General features: G+C 67.7%; 15 protein-coding genes. 9 read left to right on the top strand and 6 right to left on the bottom strand.

From position 1 onward, the window contains the following. The first annotated feature begins 22 nt into the window (after nucleotides 1–22). On the top strand, nucleotides 23–2,614 hold the full coding sequence (locus AC5JJ2_RS24875) for a hypothetical protein (protein ID WP_495860746.1): 2,592 nt from the start codon (nucleotides 23–25) through the stop codon (nucleotides 2,612–2,614). Between the two features lie 77 nt (nucleotides 2,615–2,691). Here the strand turns inward: AC5JJ2_RS24875 and AC5JJ2_RS24870 are convergent, their stop codons facing one another. From AC5JJ2_RS24870 to AC5JJ2_RS24860, 3 genes are all read right to left on the bottom strand, one after another. After that, complete coding sequence (locus AC5JJ2_RS24870) at nucleotides 2,692–2,895, bottom strand: hypothetical protein (protein WP_495860745.1); 204 nt, start codon at nucleotides 2,893–2,895, stop codon at nucleotides 2,692–2,694. A 230-nt stretch (nucleotides 2,896–3,125) separates the two neighbouring features. After that, on the bottom strand, nucleotides 3,126–4,037 hold the full coding sequence (locus AC5JJ2_RS24865; RefSeq protein ID WP_495860744.1) for a DUF6807 domain-containing protein: 912 nt from the start codon (nucleotides 4,035–4,037) through the stop codon (nucleotides 3,126–3,128). 366 nt (nucleotides 4,038–4,403) lie between these two features. Further along, entirely contained in the window at nucleotides 4,404–5,669 is a 1,266-nt protein-coding gene (locus AC5JJ2_RS24860; RefSeq protein WP_495860743.1) for a Gfo/Idh/MocA family protein, read from the bottom strand. A 206-nt stretch (nucleotides 5,670–5,875) separates the two neighbouring features. On the opposite strand from AC5JJ2_RS24860, the gene AC5JJ2_RS24855 reads away from it, so the two are divergent. The 5 genes from AC5JJ2_RS24855 (at nucleotide 5,876) to AC5JJ2_RS24835 (ending at nucleotide 11,667) form a co-directional block, all read left to right on the top strand. Then, the gene (locus AC5JJ2_RS24855) at nucleotides 5,876–7,132 is read left to right on the top strand and encodes a glycosyltransferase family 87 protein (RefSeq protein WP_495860742.1); all 1,257 of its coding nucleotides are present in this window, start codon (nucleotides 5,876–5,878) and stop codon (nucleotides 7,130–7,132) included. After that, nucleotides 7,129–8,130, top strand: coding sequence for an NADPH:quinone reductase (locus AC5JJ2_RS24850; protein WP_495860741.1), 1,002 nt, complete (start codon nucleotides 7,129–7,131; stop codon nucleotides 8,128–8,130). The genes AC5JJ2_RS24855 and AC5JJ2_RS24850 overlap by 4 nt, the downstream gene beginning before the upstream one ends. A gap of 103 nt (nucleotides 8,131–8,233) precedes the next feature. Then, entirely contained in the window at nucleotides 8,234–9,229 is a 996-nt protein-coding gene (gene gmd, locus AC5JJ2_RS24845; RefSeq protein WP_495860740.1) for a GDP-mannose 4,6-dehydratase, read from the top strand. A 22-nt stretch (nucleotides 9,230–9,251) separates the two neighbouring features. Further along, a complete protein-coding gene (locus tag AC5JJ2_RS24840) occupies nucleotides 9,252–10,217 on the top strand; it encodes an NAD-dependent epimerase/dehydratase family protein (RefSeq protein WP_495860739.1) in 966 nt (321 codons plus the stop codon). Between the two features lie 103 nt (nucleotides 10,218–10,320). After that, on the top strand, nucleotides 10,321–11,667 hold the full coding sequence (locus tag AC5JJ2_RS24835) for a UDP-glucose dehydrogenase family protein (RefSeq protein WP_495860738.1): 1,347 nt from the start codon (nucleotides 10,321–10,323) through the stop codon (nucleotides 11,665–11,667). 347 nt (nucleotides 11,668–12,014) lie between these two features. Here the strand turns inward: AC5JJ2_RS24835 and AC5JJ2_RS24830 are convergent, their stop codons facing one another. After that, complete coding sequence (locus tag AC5JJ2_RS24830; RefSeq protein WP_495860737.1) at nucleotides 12,015–13,916, bottom strand: DUF1549 domain-containing protein; 1,902 nt, start codon at nucleotides 13,914–13,916, stop codon at nucleotides 12,015–12,017. A 201-nt stretch (nucleotides 13,917–14,117) separates the two neighbouring features. On the opposite strand from AC5JJ2_RS24830, the gene AC5JJ2_RS24825 reads away from it, so the two are divergent. Continuing rightward, the gene (locus AC5JJ2_RS24825) at nucleotides 14,118–14,453 is read left to right on the top strand and encodes a hypothetical protein (protein ID WP_495860736.1); all 336 of its coding nucleotides are present in this window, start codon (nucleotides 14,118–14,120) and stop codon (nucleotides 14,451–14,453) included. A 23-nt stretch (nucleotides 14,454–14,476) separates the two neighbouring features. On the opposite strand, the gene AC5JJ2_RS24820 is transcribed toward AC5JJ2_RS24825, so the two are convergent. Continuing rightward, on the bottom strand, nucleotides 14,477–14,860 hold the full coding sequence (locus tag AC5JJ2_RS24820; RefSeq protein WP_495860735.1) for a hypothetical protein: 384 nt from the start codon (nucleotides 14,858–14,860) through the stop codon (nucleotides 14,477–14,479). Here AC5JJ2_RS24820 and AC5JJ2_RS24815 point away from each other — a divergent pair. Next, nucleotides 14,859–15,965 (top strand): Gfo/Idh/MocA family protein, encoded by a 1,107-nt coding sequence (locus tag AC5JJ2_RS24815; RefSeq protein WP_495860734.1) that lies wholly within the window; start codon nucleotides 14,859–14,861, stop codon nucleotides 15,963–15,965. The genes AC5JJ2_RS24820 and AC5JJ2_RS24815 overlap by 2 nt on opposite strands. A 202-nt stretch (nucleotides 15,966–16,167) precedes the next feature. Then, nucleotides 16,168–17,133 carry a methyltransferase domain-containing protein gene (locus AC5JJ2_RS24810; protein ID WP_495860733.1) on the top strand — a complete coding sequence of 322 codons (966 nt, stop codon included), beginning with the start codon at nucleotides 16,168–16,170 and terminating at the stop codon, nucleotides 17,131–17,133. Here the strand turns inward: AC5JJ2_RS24810 and AC5JJ2_RS24805 are convergent. Beyond that, entirely contained in the window at nucleotides 17,130–18,527 is a 1,398-nt protein-coding gene (locus tag AC5JJ2_RS24805; protein ID WP_495860732.1) for a DUF1501 domain-containing protein, read from the bottom strand. The genes AC5JJ2_RS24810 and AC5JJ2_RS24805 overlap by 4 nt on opposite strands. Nucleotides 18,528–18,531: the final 4 nt, after the last annotated feature.

Here is an 18,531-nt window from a genome sequence, read left to right as displayed (position 1 = left end):
CCCCGCGCGTCGATGGGCGTCCATGACCTCCGTTAGCCTCCCGTTCACCGACGCCTTCCTCCGGCTGTCGCTGCCGTTTCCCGGCCTGTCCGCCTCCACCCGCGGCGGGCTGACGCTGCTGTGCGTCGTCCTCTTTTTCGCGCTACTCGTGCTGCTCTACCGGTACGAGATGCGGCTGATCCGCCGGCGGTTCGCCCTGGCGCTCGTCGGCCTGCGGATCGCGGCGTTCGCGGTCGTCTTCGTCACGCTCGCGTTCGAGCCGGTGCTGGCCCGGTCAGTGAAGGAGGAAGTCCCCGGCAAGGTGCTGATCGCCGTGGACCGGTCGGACAGCATGAAGGTGACCGACCCGTCGCGGCCGACGGCGGAGAAACTGCGGATCGCGAAGGCGCTCAAGCTCGTGCCGGACCTAGCGACCGACGCCCAACTCGAATCGTGGGCGAAGGATAGCGAATCCGGCGGCGCGCCGCGGTTCGGGTTCGGCGCGGCGGGCGAGGCCGAGCGGTTCGCGGCCGTCATCAAGAAGATCGACGACGTGAACCGGTTGGAGATTTGCTCGCGGATACTCACGAAGGACGGCCTCGGCCTGATCGACGCCGTGAAGGAGAAGCACCAGCTCGAACTCATCGGCTTCGGGAAAGACGTGGTCGCGCTGCCCGCCACGGCGGAACGGCTGAGAGAGGCTCTCTCCCCGACGAAGAAGGACGGCCAGACGACGCTTTATACCGACTTGAAGCTGCCGCTGGCCCGCGCCGCGGAGTCGGCCGGCGACGGCAACGAGGACAAGGGGGCGAAGTTGCTCGGCGTCGTGCTGCTGACCGACGGCCGCCACAACTGGGGCGAGTCCCCGGCGATCCGCGCCGGCGAACTCGGGCAGCGGAAGGTTCCGATCTTCTCCGTCGCCATCGCCCCGAAGGACCCGCCGACGGACATCGCCGTCGTCACGGCCCAGGCCCAGGCCGCGACCGTGTTTAAAGGGAGCATCGTCCCCGTCGAGGTCGGCGTCCGCATCACCGGCTGGCCGGCCGGGAAGGTGAAGGTGACGCTCGACTTCCCGACCAACCCGGACGGGCAGCGGAAGCCGCCGCTGGAAGAGTCGGTGGACCACGATGGCCGGGACGCCGTTTATCCGCTGACGTTCAAGGCGAAGATGGACGAACCCGGCCCGCAACTGATGACCGTCACCGCGGAGGCCGGCGACAAGGACCGGTTCCCGGAGAACAACAAGCGGACGGCCCGCGTCAACGTCGTCAAGGACCGGGCGAAGGTCATGCTCATCGACGGCGAGAGCCGGTGGGAGTTCCACTACCTGCACACCTGCCTCGGCCGCGACCCGAACATGGACGTGCGGAGCGTCGTGTTCCGCCAGCCGCGGCTCGGCAAGCTGAGCGACGAAGAACTCCGCAAGATGGGCACGCCGGCGAACAAGCTGCCGGACGACCTGGAAGTGCTCACGTCCTACGACTGCATCGTCCTCGGCGACGTGGAGCCGACGCAGATGAACCCCGCCCAGCGGGAGGCGATCGAGAAGTACGTCGCCGAGGCCGGCGGGACGCTCGTGATGCTGGCCGGGAAGCGGGCGCTGCCGATGGTCTACGCGGATCAAGAGAACGAGCCGTTCCGCAAGCTGCTGCCGATCAAGAACCCGAAGCCGTTCAACAGCGACGACGGGTTCCCGCTGAACATCACCGGCGAGGGGGAGCGGAGCTGGTTCCTCTCGATGGGCGACTCGGCCGGGCAGAATCGGGCGGCGTGGGACCGGTTCCCGCTGCACTACTGGGCCGCCGTCGGCGAGCTGAAGGACGGGGCCGAGTCGCTGGCGGCCGTGCCCGGCGGCGGGCCGCGGGACCGGGCCGTGATCGCCCGGCACAGCTACGGGTTCGGCCGGGTGTTGTACGTTGGCATCGACTCGACGTGGCGGTGGCGGTTCAAGACCGGCGACTTCTTCCACCACCGGTTCTGGGGGCAGGTGGCGCAATGGGCCGCGTCCGACCGGCTCTTGCCGGTGACGAACGCCAGCGGCACGATCCGGTTCGGCACGCGGGAGCCGATCTACGCCGGCGGGCAGGACGTGGAGGTCGTCGTCCGCACGTCCGACGCGGTGAAGAAGCTCGGCCCGAACGCCCTCAAGGGGGCGCGGGTCATCCGGCTGCCGGAGGACGTGGACGGGAAGGAAACGCCGGTCGGCCTCATCCCGCTGACGCACCCGGAGGGCCGGCCGCGGGACCTGAGCGGCAAGGCCCACGACCTGACGCCGGGCAAGTACGCGGTGGAGTTGGAAATCCCGGAGTGGGCCGACCAACTTCAAGGCCCGCCCGGCCCCGACGGCCGCGCGACGAAGCTGCGGTGTACGTTCGAGGTCGCGCCGCCGGACAACGAGGAACTCGTCGATCTCGCGGCGAACCTGTCGCTCTTGGAAGAACTCGCCCAGGCGGGCGGCGGGAAGGTGTATTCCATCGAGACGGCGAAGGAACTGATCGACGCGCTGGCGGCGCAGTCGGCCACGCGGGAGTATTTCATCGAGCGCCCCCTCCGTCGGTCGTGGTGGGTGCTGGGCATCTTCCTGGTGCTTCTGACGCTCGAATGGGTCCTGCGGAAGTGGGCCGGCCTGCCGTGAGGCGGGGTTCCAACTCGCCCGGAGCAACACCGGCCGGTTGGAACTCGCCCCGCGGCCACCGCGTTCAATGCGGTGAATCAGACCGGCAGCGCGAGTAGCTCGTCGAGCTTCGTGCCGCGGCGTTGCAGCTTCTCGACCATCGCCTCGCGGCGGTCCCGCTTCATCTCGCCGGTCACCTTCCGGGTCATCCGCAGGACGAACGCGATCTCGTGGAGCATGTCTTCGACGGACCGCGTCGAGGTGGTGGTTTCGGCGGCTTGGGTCGCGTTATTGTTGCACATGGTTGTGGCCTCCGTGCTAGGGGTTCCGGTTGATGCCGGGAACAATCGCACGGCCCGTGCCAAACACACGTCACGGCCGAAAGAAAGCAGAAACCGCCTCGAAACAAAGACTCGCCGCCGCGCGGCCGCGGGATGTGTGCGTTGAACGGGCGGGAGCGGCGTGCAACTTCTTCAACTTCAGTGCTTCCGTACAAACCCGGCGGAAGATTTGGCACGACCGGCAAGTTGCCTCAACCGCGCTTGACGCCCCAGGCTGTGTGCTTCGCCGGGGCTTTCACCAACATGAACGGCTTCATGGCCGCGAACTCGTCGAACAGCGCGTTTGCCCGCGGCGGGTCGAGCTTGTCGCGGTGGGCGTGGAGCAGGTAGCGGAGCGTCAGCGGCTCGGCCTTCGTGATCGTCCGCGGCTCGCGGAAGCAGGCGGACGCGCCCATCCAGCCGTCCTCGCGGACGTGCCAGGCCGTCGGGTGGCCGGGGTTCGACGGGTGGTCGAAGAACGTGACCCCTTCCGCGTGCCCGCCGGGCTGCTCGCCGGAGTAGTCCACCCACTTCGCCGGCTGTCCGAAAATCGCCGGTTCGCCCGTTTTGCCGTCGCTGTTCGTGATGACCCCACCGCCGAAGAACGCCGAGATTGCCTTCGCCACGCGGACCGCCAGGAACCCGAAGTTCGTCTTGCCGAACTCCAGGCTCGCGGCCGTCGGCCGGAACGCGGTCTGGAGTTCGAGCAGCGTCTCGTCCCGCGGCCCCGGCCGGACGGCGGCGAAGAGTTCTTGTTCCAGGAGCGGCTTCGGGTCGTGGCCGTCGAACCAGCCGAGTTTCACGGCCATGACCGCCTCGGCGTCGCCGTCCTGGTACGCGAGCCAGTCGAGCTGCCGGACGCGGGCCGGGGAGCGGTCGCCCCAGAAGTCGATACCGAGGACCTTGTGGTGCGCGAACCAGATGGAGCGGTGGTGGTCGTGGTCCGGCGCGCCGGGGTGCCCCATTCGCGTGAGCGACAGCCCGGACGCCGGGCCGACGAGCGGGTAGAAGAACGGCCGCGGGTGTTGCGGGCCGTCGTGCCACCGGAGGCGCTCGCGGCCGTCGATGAGGAACGCGACCTGATGATCCGGCAGCGGCAGCAGGGTGCAGCGCGGGGATGGCACGGTCAAACCTCCAGTCACGTCAGTGATGAACGGGATGAGCAATCGCTAATGTGTTTTCACCCCGAAGGGGTGTGAGAACCCAGCCCAGGGCCAGGAGCGGAGCGACGCCGCCCTGGGTGGGGATCGCAACCACCCGGCAGGCTGAAAGCCTGCGAGCGCTCAGCCCAGAGCAACGCCCTGGGCGCGGGCGGTTGCCGCGCCGGAACCGTGCCTCACACGCCGGCGGGCGTCCGACGCGCCGGCCGCGCTTGTCGCAGGCTTTCAGCCTGCGGGGTGGTTGCGATCCCCACCCAGGGCGGCGTCGCTCCACTCCTGGCCCTGGGCTGAGCGCTCCCAGGCCGTTGGCCTGAAAACCATGATCGCCCGTCACACCTTCGGCTCGAACGCCGGGGCGTACTCCTTCGTCCACAGCTTCATCGCGTCCGGGTCGTTGTGGATCGCCCCCGTCTTCGCGTCGCAGTGCAGCGTCCGGCCGACGCGGTGGGCGATGTTCCCCAGGTGGCACAACAGCGTGCTCGTCGCCCCGAGCGCGATCTCGCTGTTCGGCTTCGCGTCGCCGCGGACGGCCGCCAGGAAGTTCGCGACGTGGATCGCCGTGTCCCCGCCCTTCACCGGCTCCGTCGAGATTTCTTTGCCCTTCGGGTCGAAGACCGTGTACGCCTTGTCGCTGATCGTCATCGTCCCCTTCTCGCCGTGGAACAGGCAGTCGAACGCGTTGCCGCCGGGGTTGCGGTTGCAGCTCAGTCCCTCCCACGTCGCCGTCTTGCCCTCGGCGAAATCGTAGCTGACGACGTGCGTGTCCGGCGTCTGCTGGTCGTCCTTGTACCGGTAACGGCCGCCGGCGGACGTGACCTTCACCGGGGCCTCGACGCCCAACCCCCAGCGGAGCAGGTCGAGCGTGTGGATTCCGTTGTTGCCGAGTTCGCCGTTGCCCCAGTGCCAGAACCAGTGCCAGGTGTAGTGCAGGTAGTTCGACCGGAACTCCTTCCGCGTGCTCGGCCCCTGCCACAGGTCGTAGTCTAGGCCGGCCGGCGGGTCGCCGGGCTTGCCCTCGCCGATCGACTCGCGGTTGGCCATGTACCACGCCTGCGCGAAGTAGACGCGGCCGATGATCCCCTCGTGCAGCTTCGCGATGGCCTCCTGCACCTTCGGCCAGCTCCGCCGCTGGTTGCCCATCTGCACGACCTTGTTGTGCTTCCGCGCCGCCGCGACGAGCATCTCCCCCTCCCGCGGCGTGTGGCTGCACGGCTTCTCGATGTAGCAGTGCTTGCCGGCCGCGCACCCGAAGATGCCGGCCGGGGCGTGCCAGTGGTTCGGGGCGGCGCACACCAGCACGTCCACGGCCTTGTCGTCGAGAAGTTTGCGGAAGTCCGCGACCGCCTCCGGCTTCGGCCGGTTTGCCTTCACCAGCCCGTCCGCCGCCTTCCCCGCCCGTGCCGGGTCCGGGTCGCAGACGTAGGCGACGGTCACGTTCGGCTGGGCGGCGAAGATTTTCGACAGTTCCGTGCCGCGGCCGCCCATGCCCATGACGCCGACGACGAGCTTGTCGCCCGCGGCGGCGCGGGTGGTCGCGGCTAGTGCTGCGGCGGTCGCGGCCGTGCCGAGGAAGGTTCTGCGGGTGGGGTTGGACATGATTCACCAGGTGAAGAGGAAGCGGTGAGTGGGTGATACCGATAGTAAAGCGGGCGCGGTTCGCGTACAACTACGGACGCGACGGAATCTGCAAATGTCGGCTCTTGTGGAACCCTGAGCGGAAGCGACGGGGTGGGGAGGCGGTCCAACACCCCGTCGCTTCCGCTCAGGGTTCCACAAGAGCCGGCAGAACCTCAGGAGCGGCGATGTCGGCCCCCCGACAGGAAAGTTTGCCGTCCGTCCTTTGGGTAATCCTCTTTTGTTCCGTAGCCTTCGCCGTCACGCCCGTCATCAACTCGATTCGCCGCCCGGAATCGAACAAGGACTACTCCCTCTGGTACGGCATCGGGCAGGTCGTCCGCGATGACGGGCCGCTGTACCAACTCGGGCCGAAAGGCGAAGTGGCGTACATGTACCCGCCGACGGCGGCGGTCCTTTTCTTTGCGCCGCTGACGGCCCTCGGGCCGGTTGCATTCGTCGTCGTGTTGGTGGTGGGAACGGCGCTCTCGTGGGCGGGGTGCGTGTACCTGTCGATCCGCGCCGCGACCGGCCGCTGGCGGGGCCACCCGCGATGGTACTACCTGCTCACGGTCGTGCTGGGCGGGCTGTACGTCTACGATTTGTTCCTGCTCGGACAGGTGAATCTCTTCCTGCTTTTTCTCGTCCTGATGGCGATGGAACTGCTTCGCCATCAGCGGTCGTGGCTTGCGGGAACCTGCCTCGGCCTGGCAATTGCGATCAAAGTCTTCCCGCTGCCACTCCTCGTTTACTGGGCCGTGCGGCGGGAAGAACGGGCGATTCTTGCGACCATCTTTGCCGTCGGCGTGTTCGTCGTCGTCCTGCCCGGCGCGGTCCGCGGGGTCGGGCGCAACTCCGAGGAAGTGCGGCAGTGGTTCGGCCTCATGGTCGGCGACCAGTCCGGGAACACGATGGCCGCCCGGTCCAGCACGGGCTTCACGCGGCGGAACCAGTCGCTCGTGTCGGTGGCCCACCGCCTGACCCGCGACCTCGACTCGGGCGAACACGTCCGCGTGAACGTCGTGAACCTGTCGCCACAGGCGTCGCAGCTGATCGGCCTCGCCGCGGTCGGCGTCCTCGGCCTCGTGCTGTTGGCCGCGACCCGCTGCCGGTTCGCGCCGACGCCCGAAGCAGATGCCCAAGAAACGGCGATGGTGCTGATCCTCGTCGTGCTCTCGTCGCCGCTGGCGTGGACGTACTTCTTCTGCTGGCTGCTCCCCGCGTGGGCCGTCGCCCTGCACGCCTGCCGAACCCGCCGGTGGGCGATCCTGCCGACCGTTTTCAGCGGGTTCCTGCTGGTCCTCGCGTTCACCGAACAATTCGACCCGCGGTTGCAAGCCTGCGGTGTCACGGCGTGGGGCGGCGTCGGCCTGTACCTCACGCTCGCGGCCGTGCGGTTCCGTAGAACGACGCCGGACGATTCCACCGCGAGGGGTTCATCATGAAGGCCGCGTACATCGACGCCCCCGGACCGCCGGACGTGATTCGTGTCGGCGAGTTACCGACGCCGGAGCCGAAGGTGGGCGAAGTGCTGGTCCGCGTGCTCGCGTCGGCCGTGAACCCCATCGACACGTACATCCGCGGCGGTCTGGTCGCGGCGAACCTGCCGAAGCCGTTCATCCCCGGCTGCGACCTCGCGGGCACGGTCGAGGCCGTCGGGCCGAACGTCGCGCGGTTCAAGGTCGGCGACCGGGTGTGGGGGTCGAACCAGGGCCTCGCCGGGCGGCAGGGGACGCTCGCGGAGTTTGCCGCCGTCGATGAGAAATGGCTGTACCCAACCCCGGCGAACGTCTTGGACGCGGACGCGGCGGCAGTCGCGCTCGTCGGCATCACGGCCCACCTCGGCCTGTTCGACCGCACGAACCTGACTGCCGGCGAGACGGTGTTCGTCAACGGCGGGACCGGCGGCGTCGGGTCGGCCGTCGTGCAGATGGCGAAGGCCGTCGGCGCTCGCGTCGTCACGACCGTCGGCTCGGCGGAGAAAGCGGTAGCGGCGAAGGCGTTCGGGGCGGACGTGGTTGTCAACTACAAGACGGATGACGTTGCCTCGGCCGTGAAGGACGCGACCGGCGGCAAGGGCGTGGACGTGTGGTTCGAGACGCTGCCGCCCGCCGACTTCGACAAGACGGTGGACCTCATGGCCCCGCGCGGCCGGATCGTCGTCATGGCCGGTCGCGCCGCGCGGCCGGTGTTCCCGAACGGGCCGTTCTACGTAAAAGGGCTGGCGATGTTCGGCTTCGCCATGTTCAACGCCCCGCCAGAGCAACAACGGGCGTGCGCCGAGCAGATCAACGGGTGGCTCGTCGCCGGGAAGTTGCGGGCGAGCATCGGCCGCACGTTCCCGCTCGCGGAGTCGGCCGCCGCACACCAACTTCAAGAGGAAAACACGTTGAAGAAGGCCGGAACCCTGTCCGGGAAAATCCTGGTGCGTCCGGACCGGTAATTGCTGGGGAATTCTGAATGGCGCGGCGCTCTGTAACCGATATAACAGCCGTGCCGATGGGATGAGATCGGCGGGTCACGTACCTCGACGTAGGATACGCAAAATGAAGCGAGCGCTTATTACGGGCATCACGGGCCAGGACGGGAGCTACCTGGCGGAACTGCTACTCGCGAAGGGCTACGAGGTCCACGGCATCGTCCGCCGGGCCAGCACCGAGACGTTCGAGCGGATCAACCACCTCTCCGGCAAAATTCAGCTGCACCAGGCCGACCTGCTCGATCAGCTCTCCCTGATCGACGTCATCAAGGTGGCTAACCCGGACGAGGTCTACAACCTCGCCGCCCAGAGCTTCGTGCCGACGAGCTGGAAGCAGCCGGTCCTCACCGGCGAGTTCACGGCCATCGGCGTCACGCGGATGCTCGAAGCGATCAAGCTGCTCGGCAAGGACCGCATCCGGTTCTACCAGGCGTCGTCGAGCGAGATGTACGGCAAGGTCCAGGCCGTGCCCCAAACGGAGGACACCCCGTTCTACCCTCGCAGTCCTTACGGGGTCGCGAAGCTCTACGGCCACTGGATCACGATCAACTACCGCGAGAGCTACAAGATGTACTGCGTCAGCGGCATCTTGTTCAACCACGAGAGCGAGCGCCGCGGCCGGGAGTTCGTCACCCGCAAGGTGACCGACGGCGTGGCCCGGATCAAGCTCGGCCTCGCGAAGGAGCTGAAGCTCGGCAACCTCGACGCGAAGCGGGACTGGGGCTTCGCCGGCGACTACGTCCGCGCCATGTGGCTGATGCTCCAGCAGGACACGCCGGACGACTACGTGATTGCTACCGGCGAGACGCACACCGTCGAGAAGCTCGTGGACACGGCGTTCCGTGCCGTGGACCTCGACTGGAAGAAGTACGTCAAGACCGACCCGGCCCTCGTCCGCCCGGCCGAGGTGGACCTGCTCATCGGCGACCCGGCGAAGGCGAAGCAGAAGCTCGGCTGGGTCCCGGAGGTCTCCTTCGAGCAACTCGTCGAGCGGATGGTGAAGGCCGACCTCGACCGGTTGAAGAACTCCGCCACCCCGGACGTGAAGGCCCAGGGCATCTGACCGGGAACGGAGTCTCCTCCCCATGCGGATCCTGATCACCGGCGTGACGGGCTTCATCGGCGGCCACCTCGTCGAACACCTCGGTCGGGCGGGCGGACACCACCTGTTCGGCGTCAGCCGGCAGGGGGCGTTCGCCCCGGAGTGGGCGCACCTCGACGGCCGCGTGCAATTGCACGCGGCCGAACTGTCGGACCGGGCGGCCGTCGAAGCGATCCTCCGCGAAGTCCGGCCGGACGCGCTCTACCACCTCGCCGGGTACTCGAACCCGCGGGACGCCGGCAAGAACGCCGAGCAGTGCTGGGCGGACAACTTCGGCAGCACCGAGGCGCTGTACGCGGCCGTCCTCGCCAGCGGCGTCCGGCCGCGGGTCCTGTTCGCCTCCACCGGGCACGTCTACGGCAACCTGCAACAGGGCACGGGCACGTGCGACGAGCAAACGCCGACGAACGCCCGCGGCCCGTACGCCGAGAGTAAGTTGAAGGCCGAGGAGTTGAGCGTCCGCACGGCGAACGAGTCCGGGCTGGACATCGTTTGCGTCCGGCTGTTCAACCAGATCGGCCCGCGGCAGTCGAAAGGGTTCGTCGTCTCGGACTACGCCAGTCAGATCGCCGAGGTCGAGGCCGGGAAGCGGGCCGGCATCCGCAAGGGCGACCTGTCCGGCTACCGCGACTTCACCGACGTGCGGGACGTGGTCGTCGCGCTCGACCTGCTCATGACGACGCAACAGCCGGTCCGCGGCCGCATCTTCAACGCGGCGAGCGGCCGGTTGGTGCAACTCGACCAGATCGTGGACTCGCTTTGCGGCATGGCGAGAACGAGCATCCCGGTCGAAACGGCCGGCGACGGCTCGCCGCGGTCGCAACTCCTGTCGCAGACCATCGACGTCTCGGCCCTGCGTCAACTCACCGGCTGGCGGCCGCGGTACGAACTCGACCAGACGCTCCGCGACACGCTCGACTACTGGCGAACCGTCGTCGCGCGGTCATAATTTTCCCGACACGTCGAAAATCGGTTTCCCGTCTTTCGCCCGAACGGGCGAGTTCTATCCTTTCTCGGTAGCCTCTTTCATCGCCCAAGCGGAGACGTGAATCGTGAAAATCGCGGTCATCGGCACGGGGTACGTCGGCCTCGTCACGGGGACGTGCCTCGCCGAAAGCGGCAACGACGTGGTCTGCGTGGACAACAACGCGAAGAAGGTCGAGACGCTCAACGCCGGCGGCATCCCGATCTACGAGCCGGGCCTCGAAGAGCTGGTGAAGAAGAACCGCCGCGACGGCCGGCTGACGTTCACGACCGACCTGGCGAAGGCCGTGCGGGCGGCGCGGATCGTGTTCATCGCCGTCGGCACGCCGCAGTCGGAGGCCGGGGACGCCGACCTGTCCGCGGTCTGGGCCGTCAGCGACGCCATCGGCGACGCCCTGCGGGACGTGCCGCCCGGCCCGCCGGGGGCGCGGGTCGTCATCGTCAAGAGCACCGTCCCGGTCGGCACGAACCGCGGCGTCGCCGAGCGGCTGAACCGGAAGGGGGCCGGGCACGTCGATACCGCGAGCAACCCGGAGTTCCTGAAGGAAGGGGCCGCGATCAACGACTTCAACAAGCCGGACCGCGTCGTCGTCGGCGTGCGGAAGCCGGAGGTCGCGGAAGTGCTGCGGGAGTTGTACGCCCCGTTCCTGCGGACGGAGCGGCCGTTCATCGTCATGTCGCCGGAGTCGAGCGAGATGACGAAGTACGCGGCGAACGCCATGCTCGCCACGAAGATCAGCTTCATCAACGAAATGGCGAACCTCTGCGACCGCGTCGGGGCGGACATCAACGACGTGCGGAAGGGCATGGGCCACGACCAGCGGATCGGGTTCCAGTTCCTGTTCCCCGGCCCCGGCTACGGCGGGTCGTGCTTCCCGAAGGACGTGCAGGCGATCATCGCCATGGGCCGCCGGACGAACCTCCCGCTGAAGCTGATGGAAGCCGTGGACGACGTGAACGACGACCAGAAGCAGGTGCTGTTCCAGAAGATCAAGTTCCACTTCAAGGACGCGCTGGCCGGGAAGACGCTGGCCGTCTGGGGGCTGGCGTTCAAGCCGCAGACGGACGACATCCGCGAGGCCCCGGCCCTGGTACTGATCGACGAGCTGCTGAAGGCCGGCGTGAAACTCCGCGTCCACGACCCGGAGGCGATGGCGAACGTGCGGGACATCTACGGCGACAAGCTGTCCTACGCCGAGGGGCCGTACGGGGCGCTCGAGGGGGCGGACGGGCTGGTGATCGTGACCGAGTGGAAGGCGTTCCAAAACCCGGACTTCGACATGATGAAGAAGCTGCTCGCCGGGCACGTCATCTTCGACGGGCGGAACATCTACGACGAGAAGGCGATGCAGACCGCGGGGTACACCTACTACGCCATCGGCCGCGGGAAGAAGGCGTACTCGCAGGGTGGGTAAAGGCTTTTGCGAGGCCCGACACGAGACATTCGACGGGTCGAAGCCCAAGACCACACACCCTGGACCTTCTTCACCCCGAAGGGGTGGGACATGTCAGCCCAGGGCAACGCGCTGGGTAGACGGCCACCTAACGCAACAAGCCCTGAAGGGGCGTGACAGCGCAACTGTCACGCCCCTTCAGGGCTTCCCTCCGCGGGTGTCCGACCCTGGGCGTTGCCCTGGGCTGACATGTCCCAGGCTTTCGGCCTGAAAACCTGCTCAATGGGCTGCTTTTCGGAGCGGTTGCCGTCAACAAAAACGGCCGCCTCCCTTCGGAGGCGGCCAGTCGCGTTTAACGGCTTCGTCGCTTAGTGGTTCAACATGAACTCGTTCGTGTTGAGCAGCGCCCAGAACAGGTCCTGGTAGAAGCTCAGGTCGTTCGGCCCGGTCCCCGGAACCATCCGCGGGCCGGTCGGGGTCGGCGGCGCGACCGGCTGCTTCGGCCGCTTCGGGTCGGGCTTCGCCGGCGTCACCGGCTTCGCGTCCGGCTTCGCCTCCGCCGCGATCACCGCCCCCTTGTTCATGATGTTCGTGATCTTCACCCGCTCCTCGGACGTGGGCTTGCGGGTCAGCGTCGCCAGGAACAGCTCGTCGATGACCGCGGACGAGTTGACCGCCGCCGTCCCGTTCTTCGAGTGCTTCGCCACGACCCGCGTGACCGGGTTCGTCGCCGTCTTCTTCACGACCTCGTCGTTCAGCTCCTTGCCGTTCATCATCAGGAGGGCCTGCACGACCGTGCCGTTGAACGTCATCTCGTTCCCCTCGTCGTCGCCGAAGTTGCGGACGAGTTTCGACATCCACTGGTCCCGTTGCCGCTTCCGGGCGTCGGCGTCCTGGTACAGCTCGGACTTCGTGGCCGTGTTGATCGCCTCGAACAGCACCTCCGGCGACAGCGCCTTCAGCGGCATCCGGGCGAAGTACGCGTCGTACTTCTGGTCCACGTAGTCCTTGTTCGCCACGTGGCTGAGGCTGTAGGCGTCGCTGCAGCAAATCCAGTAGAGCAGCTTCTTCATGTCGTACTTGTAGTTGGCGAACTCCTTGCCCAACTCGGCGAGCAGTTCCGGGTGGACGACCTCGTTGTGCGACCCGAAGTCGTCGATGCTCGCCTCCTTGTTCAGCCCGCGGCCGAACAGGTGGCCCCAGACGCGGTTGACGTAGGCTTTCGAGAAGTTGTCGTGCTTCAACACGAACTCCGCGAGCGCGTCCCGCCGGGACTTCTCCGCCTTCCCGATGAGCTTCACGTCCGTTTCGCCCGACTCCGCCTTCGCCAGGTCCTTCAGGAAGTTCGGCTTCGTCGCCATCAGCTTCCCGTCGCGGCGCTCGTAGAAGATGATCGACTGCGCGTTGTACTTCGTCTCGTCGGTCAGCTCGACCTGCACCGGGTTCGCCATCATCCGCCGGTCCTGGTCGGAGGTCGGCGTCTTGTCCCGGACGGTCTGCCGGAAGAACGCGTTCACGCCCCAGAAGTCGCCCTGCACCCACTCCTTGTTGAACGGGTGGTCGTGACACTGGGTGCAGTTCGTCTGGATGCCGAGGAATAGGCGGGTGACCCGCGACGTGATCGGAACGGCGTCGAACTTGCCCATCTCCGCCTGCTTCTCGTTGGGCGTCGGTTCGCCGAGGTGGTGGATGATGAAATTCACCGCCCCATTCTCGTTCGACTTCCCCTTCGCGGTGAGCAGCTTCGTGACGAGTTCGTCGTACGGCGTGACGGCCGCTTCGAGGTTCGCCCCGAGTTCCGTCTCCAGCCAGACGCCCATCTGCTGGCGGTACAGCGGGTGGCCGGTCCGGGTGAGCAGCCAGACGGTCCAGATGTTCGACCAGTGCTCGGCGAACTCGTCGGTGTAGGAGAAGCTCAGCTCCTTCTTGCCGTCCAGCTTCACGGTCATGCCGTTGACCTTCGGCTTGTACTCCTTCGCGTACAGTAGCCGGTGAATCAACTTGGCCCGGCGGCCGGCGCTCTTGTCGGCGTCGAAGTCGAGGGCTTCCTCGGTCGTCGGGATGCGGCCGATCAGGTCGATGAAGGCCCGCCGCATGAACTCCAGGTCCGTGGCCTTCTCGGCCGGCTTCTTGACGCCGGCCTTCTCCCACCCGTCCTTGATGTGCTTGTTGATGGCATCGGTCTGCGGCGCGACGGTAACGTCGGCGGCGCGGGCGGTCAGCGTCAGGCAGAGGCCGAGCGAGAACAGCCCGGCGGCGATTCGAGTCATCGGGTGACCCCCAGAGGAGCGGCGAACGGGCGGCCGGCGTGGGGGCCGACCCGCACGGTCTGATTGTAGTCTAACCCACCGGCGGACCACGGGTCCAGGGATACGGGCGGCGGCGTTACGCTAGTGATACAACACTAGGACGCACCCGCGGGTTCCGGAGTTCCAAAAGCTCTGCCCGCCGCGCTTTGAGGCAAATACCCGATGCGGCTCGATTTGAAGACGATCGCGAAGCGGATGCGGGAGGCGGAAACGGAAGAGTTGTTGGACCGCGTCACGGTGTTCCGCGACGAGATGGAGCCGGCCGCCGTGGACCTGATAGAAGGCGAACTGGCCCGCCGCGGGGTGACGGACGGCGAGAAGGCCGACCACGAGCACCGGCGGCGCGAGCGGCTCGTGCTGCGGGCGGACGGCACGGCCGTGCGGTGCAGCTTCTGCCGACGGCCGGCCGTCGTGCAGGCCCGCGGGTGGTTCCGGGTCCTGCGATTTCTGCCGCTGTACCCGAAACTTTTCGCGTACTGCGAACTGCACGAGAAGTAGTGGGCGACCCGTTGGGTCGCCCGCTAACCGGGGTCGTTCTTCTTTTCTTCCGCGTCCTGCTTCTGGAAGTCGAACTCGGGGATGTACTCGTACCCTTGCGGCGCGTCGGGGTTCGGCTGCAACGGCTTCCGGACCGGCTCGGCCGCGCGCCGGGCCGCGTTCGCTTGATACCACCGGGCCACGTTCCAGATGGCCAGGAACGCGCAGATCAGGTTCGCCATCGTCCAGTTCCGCACCGGGAACCGGTCCACCTGCTCCGGCTCGAACAGCGATTCGCGGAAGAAGATGAGCACCGCGAGAGTGCCCCAGATCGCGGCTGCGAGCAGTTGCCAATGTCGTAGCATCGCGACCTCCTCGGTGTTACCATCGTCCTTCAGTTTACCGATCCGCTCGGAGGGTGTCGTCATGGCCGAGAAAACCGTCCGCGTGGCCGTCATCGGCCGGACCGGCAAGGGGAACTACGGGCACGGCCTCGACACCATCTGGCTCCAAGTTCCGAACGTCGAGATCGTGGCCGTCGCCGACGAGAACGAGAAGGGCCGGGCCGCGGCCGTGGCGAAGCTGAGGGCGAAGGCCGGCTACGCCGACTACCGGGAGATGCTGGCGAAGGAGCGGCCGCAGGTGGTGAGCGTCGCCGACCGCTGGCCGGACTGCCACCGGGACATGGTGCTGGCGTGCGCCGAACACGGGGCGAACATTTTCCTGGAGAAGCCGGCCGCACGAACGCTTCAGGAAGCGGACGAGATGGTCGCGGCGTGCGAGAAGCATCACGTGAAGTGCGCCGTCGCCCACCAGACGCGGTACAGCCCGCGGGTTAAGGTGATCCGCGATCTGATCGGCGAGGGCAAGATCGGCGACGTGATTGAGCTGCACGGCCACGGCAAGGAAGACCAGCGCGGCGGCGGTGAGGACCTCATGGTCCTCGGGACGCACACGTTCGACCTGATGCGATACCTCGTCGGCGACGCGCGGTGGTGTTTCGCGCGGATCAACCAGTCGGGCCGCAAGGCGGTGGCCGGGGACGTGCGGCCCGGCGGCGAGCAGATCGGCCCGATCGTCGGCGACCACATTACGGCGACATATGGGTTCGACGGCCTCGCCGTCGGCCGGTACACGACGCTCAAGGCGAAGGCCGGGGCCGGCAGCCGGTTCTCCCTCGAAATCCGCGGCACGAAGGGGATGATCCACGTCGGGTTCGGGGCACTACCGCCGGCGTACCTGTGCGAGGACCCGGCGTGGATGCCGGGCAAAAGCAAGGCCGCGTGGCAGCAGATCACGTCCGCCGGCGTCGGCAAGCCGGAACCGCTGAAGGCCGGCGACGTGGGCAACGGCAACATCTGGTGCGTGCAGGACTTGTTGAAGGCCGTCGCCGAGGACCGGCAACCACTCGACGGCATCGCCGACGGCCGGGCGGCACTGGAGATGATCCTGGCCGTATACGAGTCGCACCGAACAGAGAAGGCCGTCGAGTTGCCGCTGAAGAACCGAAAACACCCGCTGGCCGGGTGGTAGTTGATGCAAGGACCAATCGTCATTTTACCAGTCGCGTCAACCCAGGTGGCGTTTCCGCCACGGGGGCCACCCGTGGCGGTGGCGGCGGTGGCGGCGTCCAAACGGTCGGTTGAATGACGGCGTTCGGACACCGCCGTGAGCTGCCGTTGACGGGCCTTTCCCGACCGGGCTACACTTCGGCCGTAACCAGGGAAGGCTCGTCATGATGCTGCCGCGACTGTCCGCGTCCCCGACCCCGTCGCCGGCGAGCGCCATCGCCTGGGACGAGACGCCCTGCCCGCTGTGCGGCCACGCCGAGGCCGACTGCGTGCAGGAGGCGCAAGACCCGACGCCGACGGCCGGCGAGGGGCTGTGGTTCGCGGTCGTCCAGTGCCGACACTGCGCGCTGAAGTACACGAACCCGCGGCCGGACGCCGCGAGCATCGGGGCGTTCTACCCGACCGACTACAAGCCGCACCGCCGGCCGCGGAAGATTCAACTCGCCCGCGCCAACTCATGGTGGGGCCGCGTCTCCGGCCGGTCGCCGGAGCGCCGCGGCATCCTGCCCGTCGAGAAGCCCGGCCGCCTGCTCGACTTCGGCTGCGGCGGCGGCTCGTTCCTAAAGCGGATGGCCGACCAGGGCTGGGAAGTCACGGGGCTGGACGCGTCCGTCGGCGCGGTGCGGGAGGTGCAAGAATCGCTCGGCCTGAAGGCCCTCGTCGGGACGCTGCCGCACGACGACCTCGCGCCGGCGTCGTTCGACGTGATTACGATGTGGCACTCGCTCGAACACGTCCACGACCCGCTCGGCATCCTCCGCGAAGCCTACCGGCTGCTGACCCCCGGCGGGAAGCTGATCGTGGCGTGCCCGAACATCGACAGTTGGCCGTTCCGGTGGTTCGGCCCGGCGTGGTTCGGCCTCGACTTGCCGCGCCACCTCGTCCACTTCACCCCGGCGACGCTCCGCGACGCGCTCGAGTCGTGCGGCTACCGGGTCGAGTCGCAGCGGCTCGTCCGGCACAGCGACTGGCTGCGGTCGTCGGCGAAGCTGGCCGTGCAGAAGAACACGGCCTCATTGTGGCAACGGCCGTTGACGTGGAAGCCGGTCGCGAAGTGCGCGGCGTGGCTGACCTACGCATTCGGCCAGAGCGACTGCATGATCGCCGTGGCCGAACGGCCGGCGAATTAACCCAACAACTCCTTTACCACCCGGCCGTGAACGTCGGTCAGGCGGAAGTTCCGCCCGGCGTACCGGTACGTCAGCTTCTCGTGGTCCAGGCCCAACTGGTGCAGGATCGTCGCGTGCAGGTCGTGCATGTGAACCTTGTCCTGCACGGCCGCGTGCCCGAACTCGTCGGTCGCGCCGAACGCGAACCCCGGCTTGAACCCGCCGCCGGCGAGCCAGACGGTGAACCCGCCGGGGTTGTGGTCGCGGCCCGTCCCGTTCTTCTCGGCGTAGGGCGTCCGCCCGAACTCACCGCCCCACCAGACGATCGTGTCCTTCAACAGCCCGCGGCGTTCGAGGTCCGCGAGCAGCCCGGCGATCGGCTTGTCCACCGCCTTCGCGTGGTCGCCGTGCTTCGGCAGGTTGGAGTGCTGGTCCCACGCCGGGTTCGCGGAGTTGTCGCCGTAGGTCACCTGCACGAACCGGACGCCGCTCTCGCACAGCCGCCGGGCCATCAGGCACTCGCGGCCGAACGTGTCGGTCGGCTTCTCACCAATGCCGTACAGGGCGAGCGTCTCCTTCGTCTCTTTCGAGAGGTCGAGCGCGTCCGGGGCATTCTGCTGCATCCGCCACGCGAGTTCGTAGGAGTTCGCGACCGCCTCCAGTTCCGCGTCGCCGGGCGTCCGCTTCAACTGCTCGGCGTGCAGCTCCCGCAGCAGGTCGAACGGCGCGGCGGTCCCGCTGACGTTGCGGATCGCGACCTCCGACGCCGGGCCGCCGGCACGGCCGAGCGGCGTCCCCTGGTAGACGGCCGGCAGGAAGGCGTTGCCGTAGTTCCGCGCCCCGCCGTTGCCGCTCGACGGGGCGATGGAGACGAACCCCGGCAGGTTTTGGTTTTCCGTGCCGAGGCCGTAGAGCGTCCACGACCCAAAGCTCGGCCGGACGAAACTCGTGGAGCCGCAGTGCAGGAACAGCGTGGCCGGGCCGTGGGCCACGCCCTCGGTGTGCAAGGAGTGGAGGAACGTCAGCCCGTCGAGGTGGTCGTTGACGGTCGGGAACAGGTCGGACGCCCACCGGCCGGTCTGCCCGTGCTGGGCGAACTTCCACAGCGGCTTCATGACCCGTTGCGTGGACCCGCGGTTGCCGGTGTTGGCCAGGACGCGGGCGTCGTCGAACGGCATCTGCTTGCCGTTGTCCTTCTCCAGCCGCGGCTTGTAGTCGTAGGAATCGACGTGGCTGACGCCGCCCTGCATGAACAGGAAGATGACCCGCTTCGCCTTCGGCGCGTGGTGCGGGGCCTTCGGCGCGAGCGGGTCGTCCTTCGCGGCCTGGGCCGTGGACAGCCCGGCGAGCGCCAACGCGCCGAAGCCGCAGCCGGTGCGGGAGAGCCAGTCACGGCGGGAGATCGGGGAGAGCACGGTT

Source organism: Limnoglobus sp. (assembly GCF_059499385.1).
This window is presented reverse-complemented; position numbering and strand designations above follow the sequence as displayed.

Excerpts from the sequence above, each read along its gene's own strand:
- AC5JJ2_RS24875 (WP_495860746.1), top strand. The coding sequence starts at position 23 with ATGACCTCCGTTAGCCTCCCGTTCACCGACGCCTTCCTCCGGCTGTCG.
- AC5JJ2_RS24870 (WP_495860745.1), bottom strand. The coding sequence starts at position 2,895 with ATGTGCAACAATAACGCGACCCAAGCCGCCGAAACCACCACCTCGACG.
- AC5JJ2_RS24860 (WP_495860743.1), bottom strand. The coding sequence starts at position 5,669 with ATGTCCAACCCCACCCGCAGAACCTTCCTCGGCACGGCCGCGACCGCC.
- AC5JJ2_RS24855 (WP_495860742.1), top strand. The coding sequence starts at position 5,876 with ATGTCGGCCCCCCGACAGGAAAGTTTGCCGTCCGTCCTTTGGGTAATC.
- AC5JJ2_RS24850 (WP_495860741.1), top strand. The coding sequence starts at position 7,129 with ATGAAGGCCGCGTACATCGACGCCCCCGGACCGCCGGACGTGATTCGT.
- gmd (WP_495860740.1), top strand. The coding sequence starts at position 8,234 with ATGAAGCGAGCGCTTATTACGGGCATCACGGGCCAGGACGGGAGCTAC.
- AC5JJ2_RS24840 (WP_495860739.1), top strand. The coding sequence starts at position 9,252 with ATGCGGATCCTGATCACCGGCGTGACGGGCTTCATCGGCGGCCACCTC.
- AC5JJ2_RS24830 (WP_495860737.1), bottom strand. The coding sequence starts at position 13,916 with ATGACTCGAATCGCCGCCGGGCTGTTCTCGCTCGGCCTCTGCCTGACG.
- AC5JJ2_RS24825 (WP_495860736.1), top strand. The coding sequence starts at position 14,118 with ATGCGGCTCGATTTGAAGACGATCGCGAAGCGGATGCGGGAGGCGGAA.
- AC5JJ2_RS24815 (WP_495860734.1), top strand. The coding sequence starts at position 14,859 with ATGGCCGAGAAAACCGTCCGCGTGGCCGTCATCGGCCGGACCGGCAAG.
- AC5JJ2_RS24820 (WP_495860735.1), bottom strand. The coding sequence starts at position 14,860 with ATGACGACACCCTCCGAGCGGATCGGTAAACTGAAGGACGATGGTAAC.
- AC5JJ2_RS24810 (WP_495860733.1), top strand. The coding sequence starts at position 16,168 with ATGATGCTGCCGCGACTGTCCGCGTCCCCGACCCCGTCGCCGGCGAGC.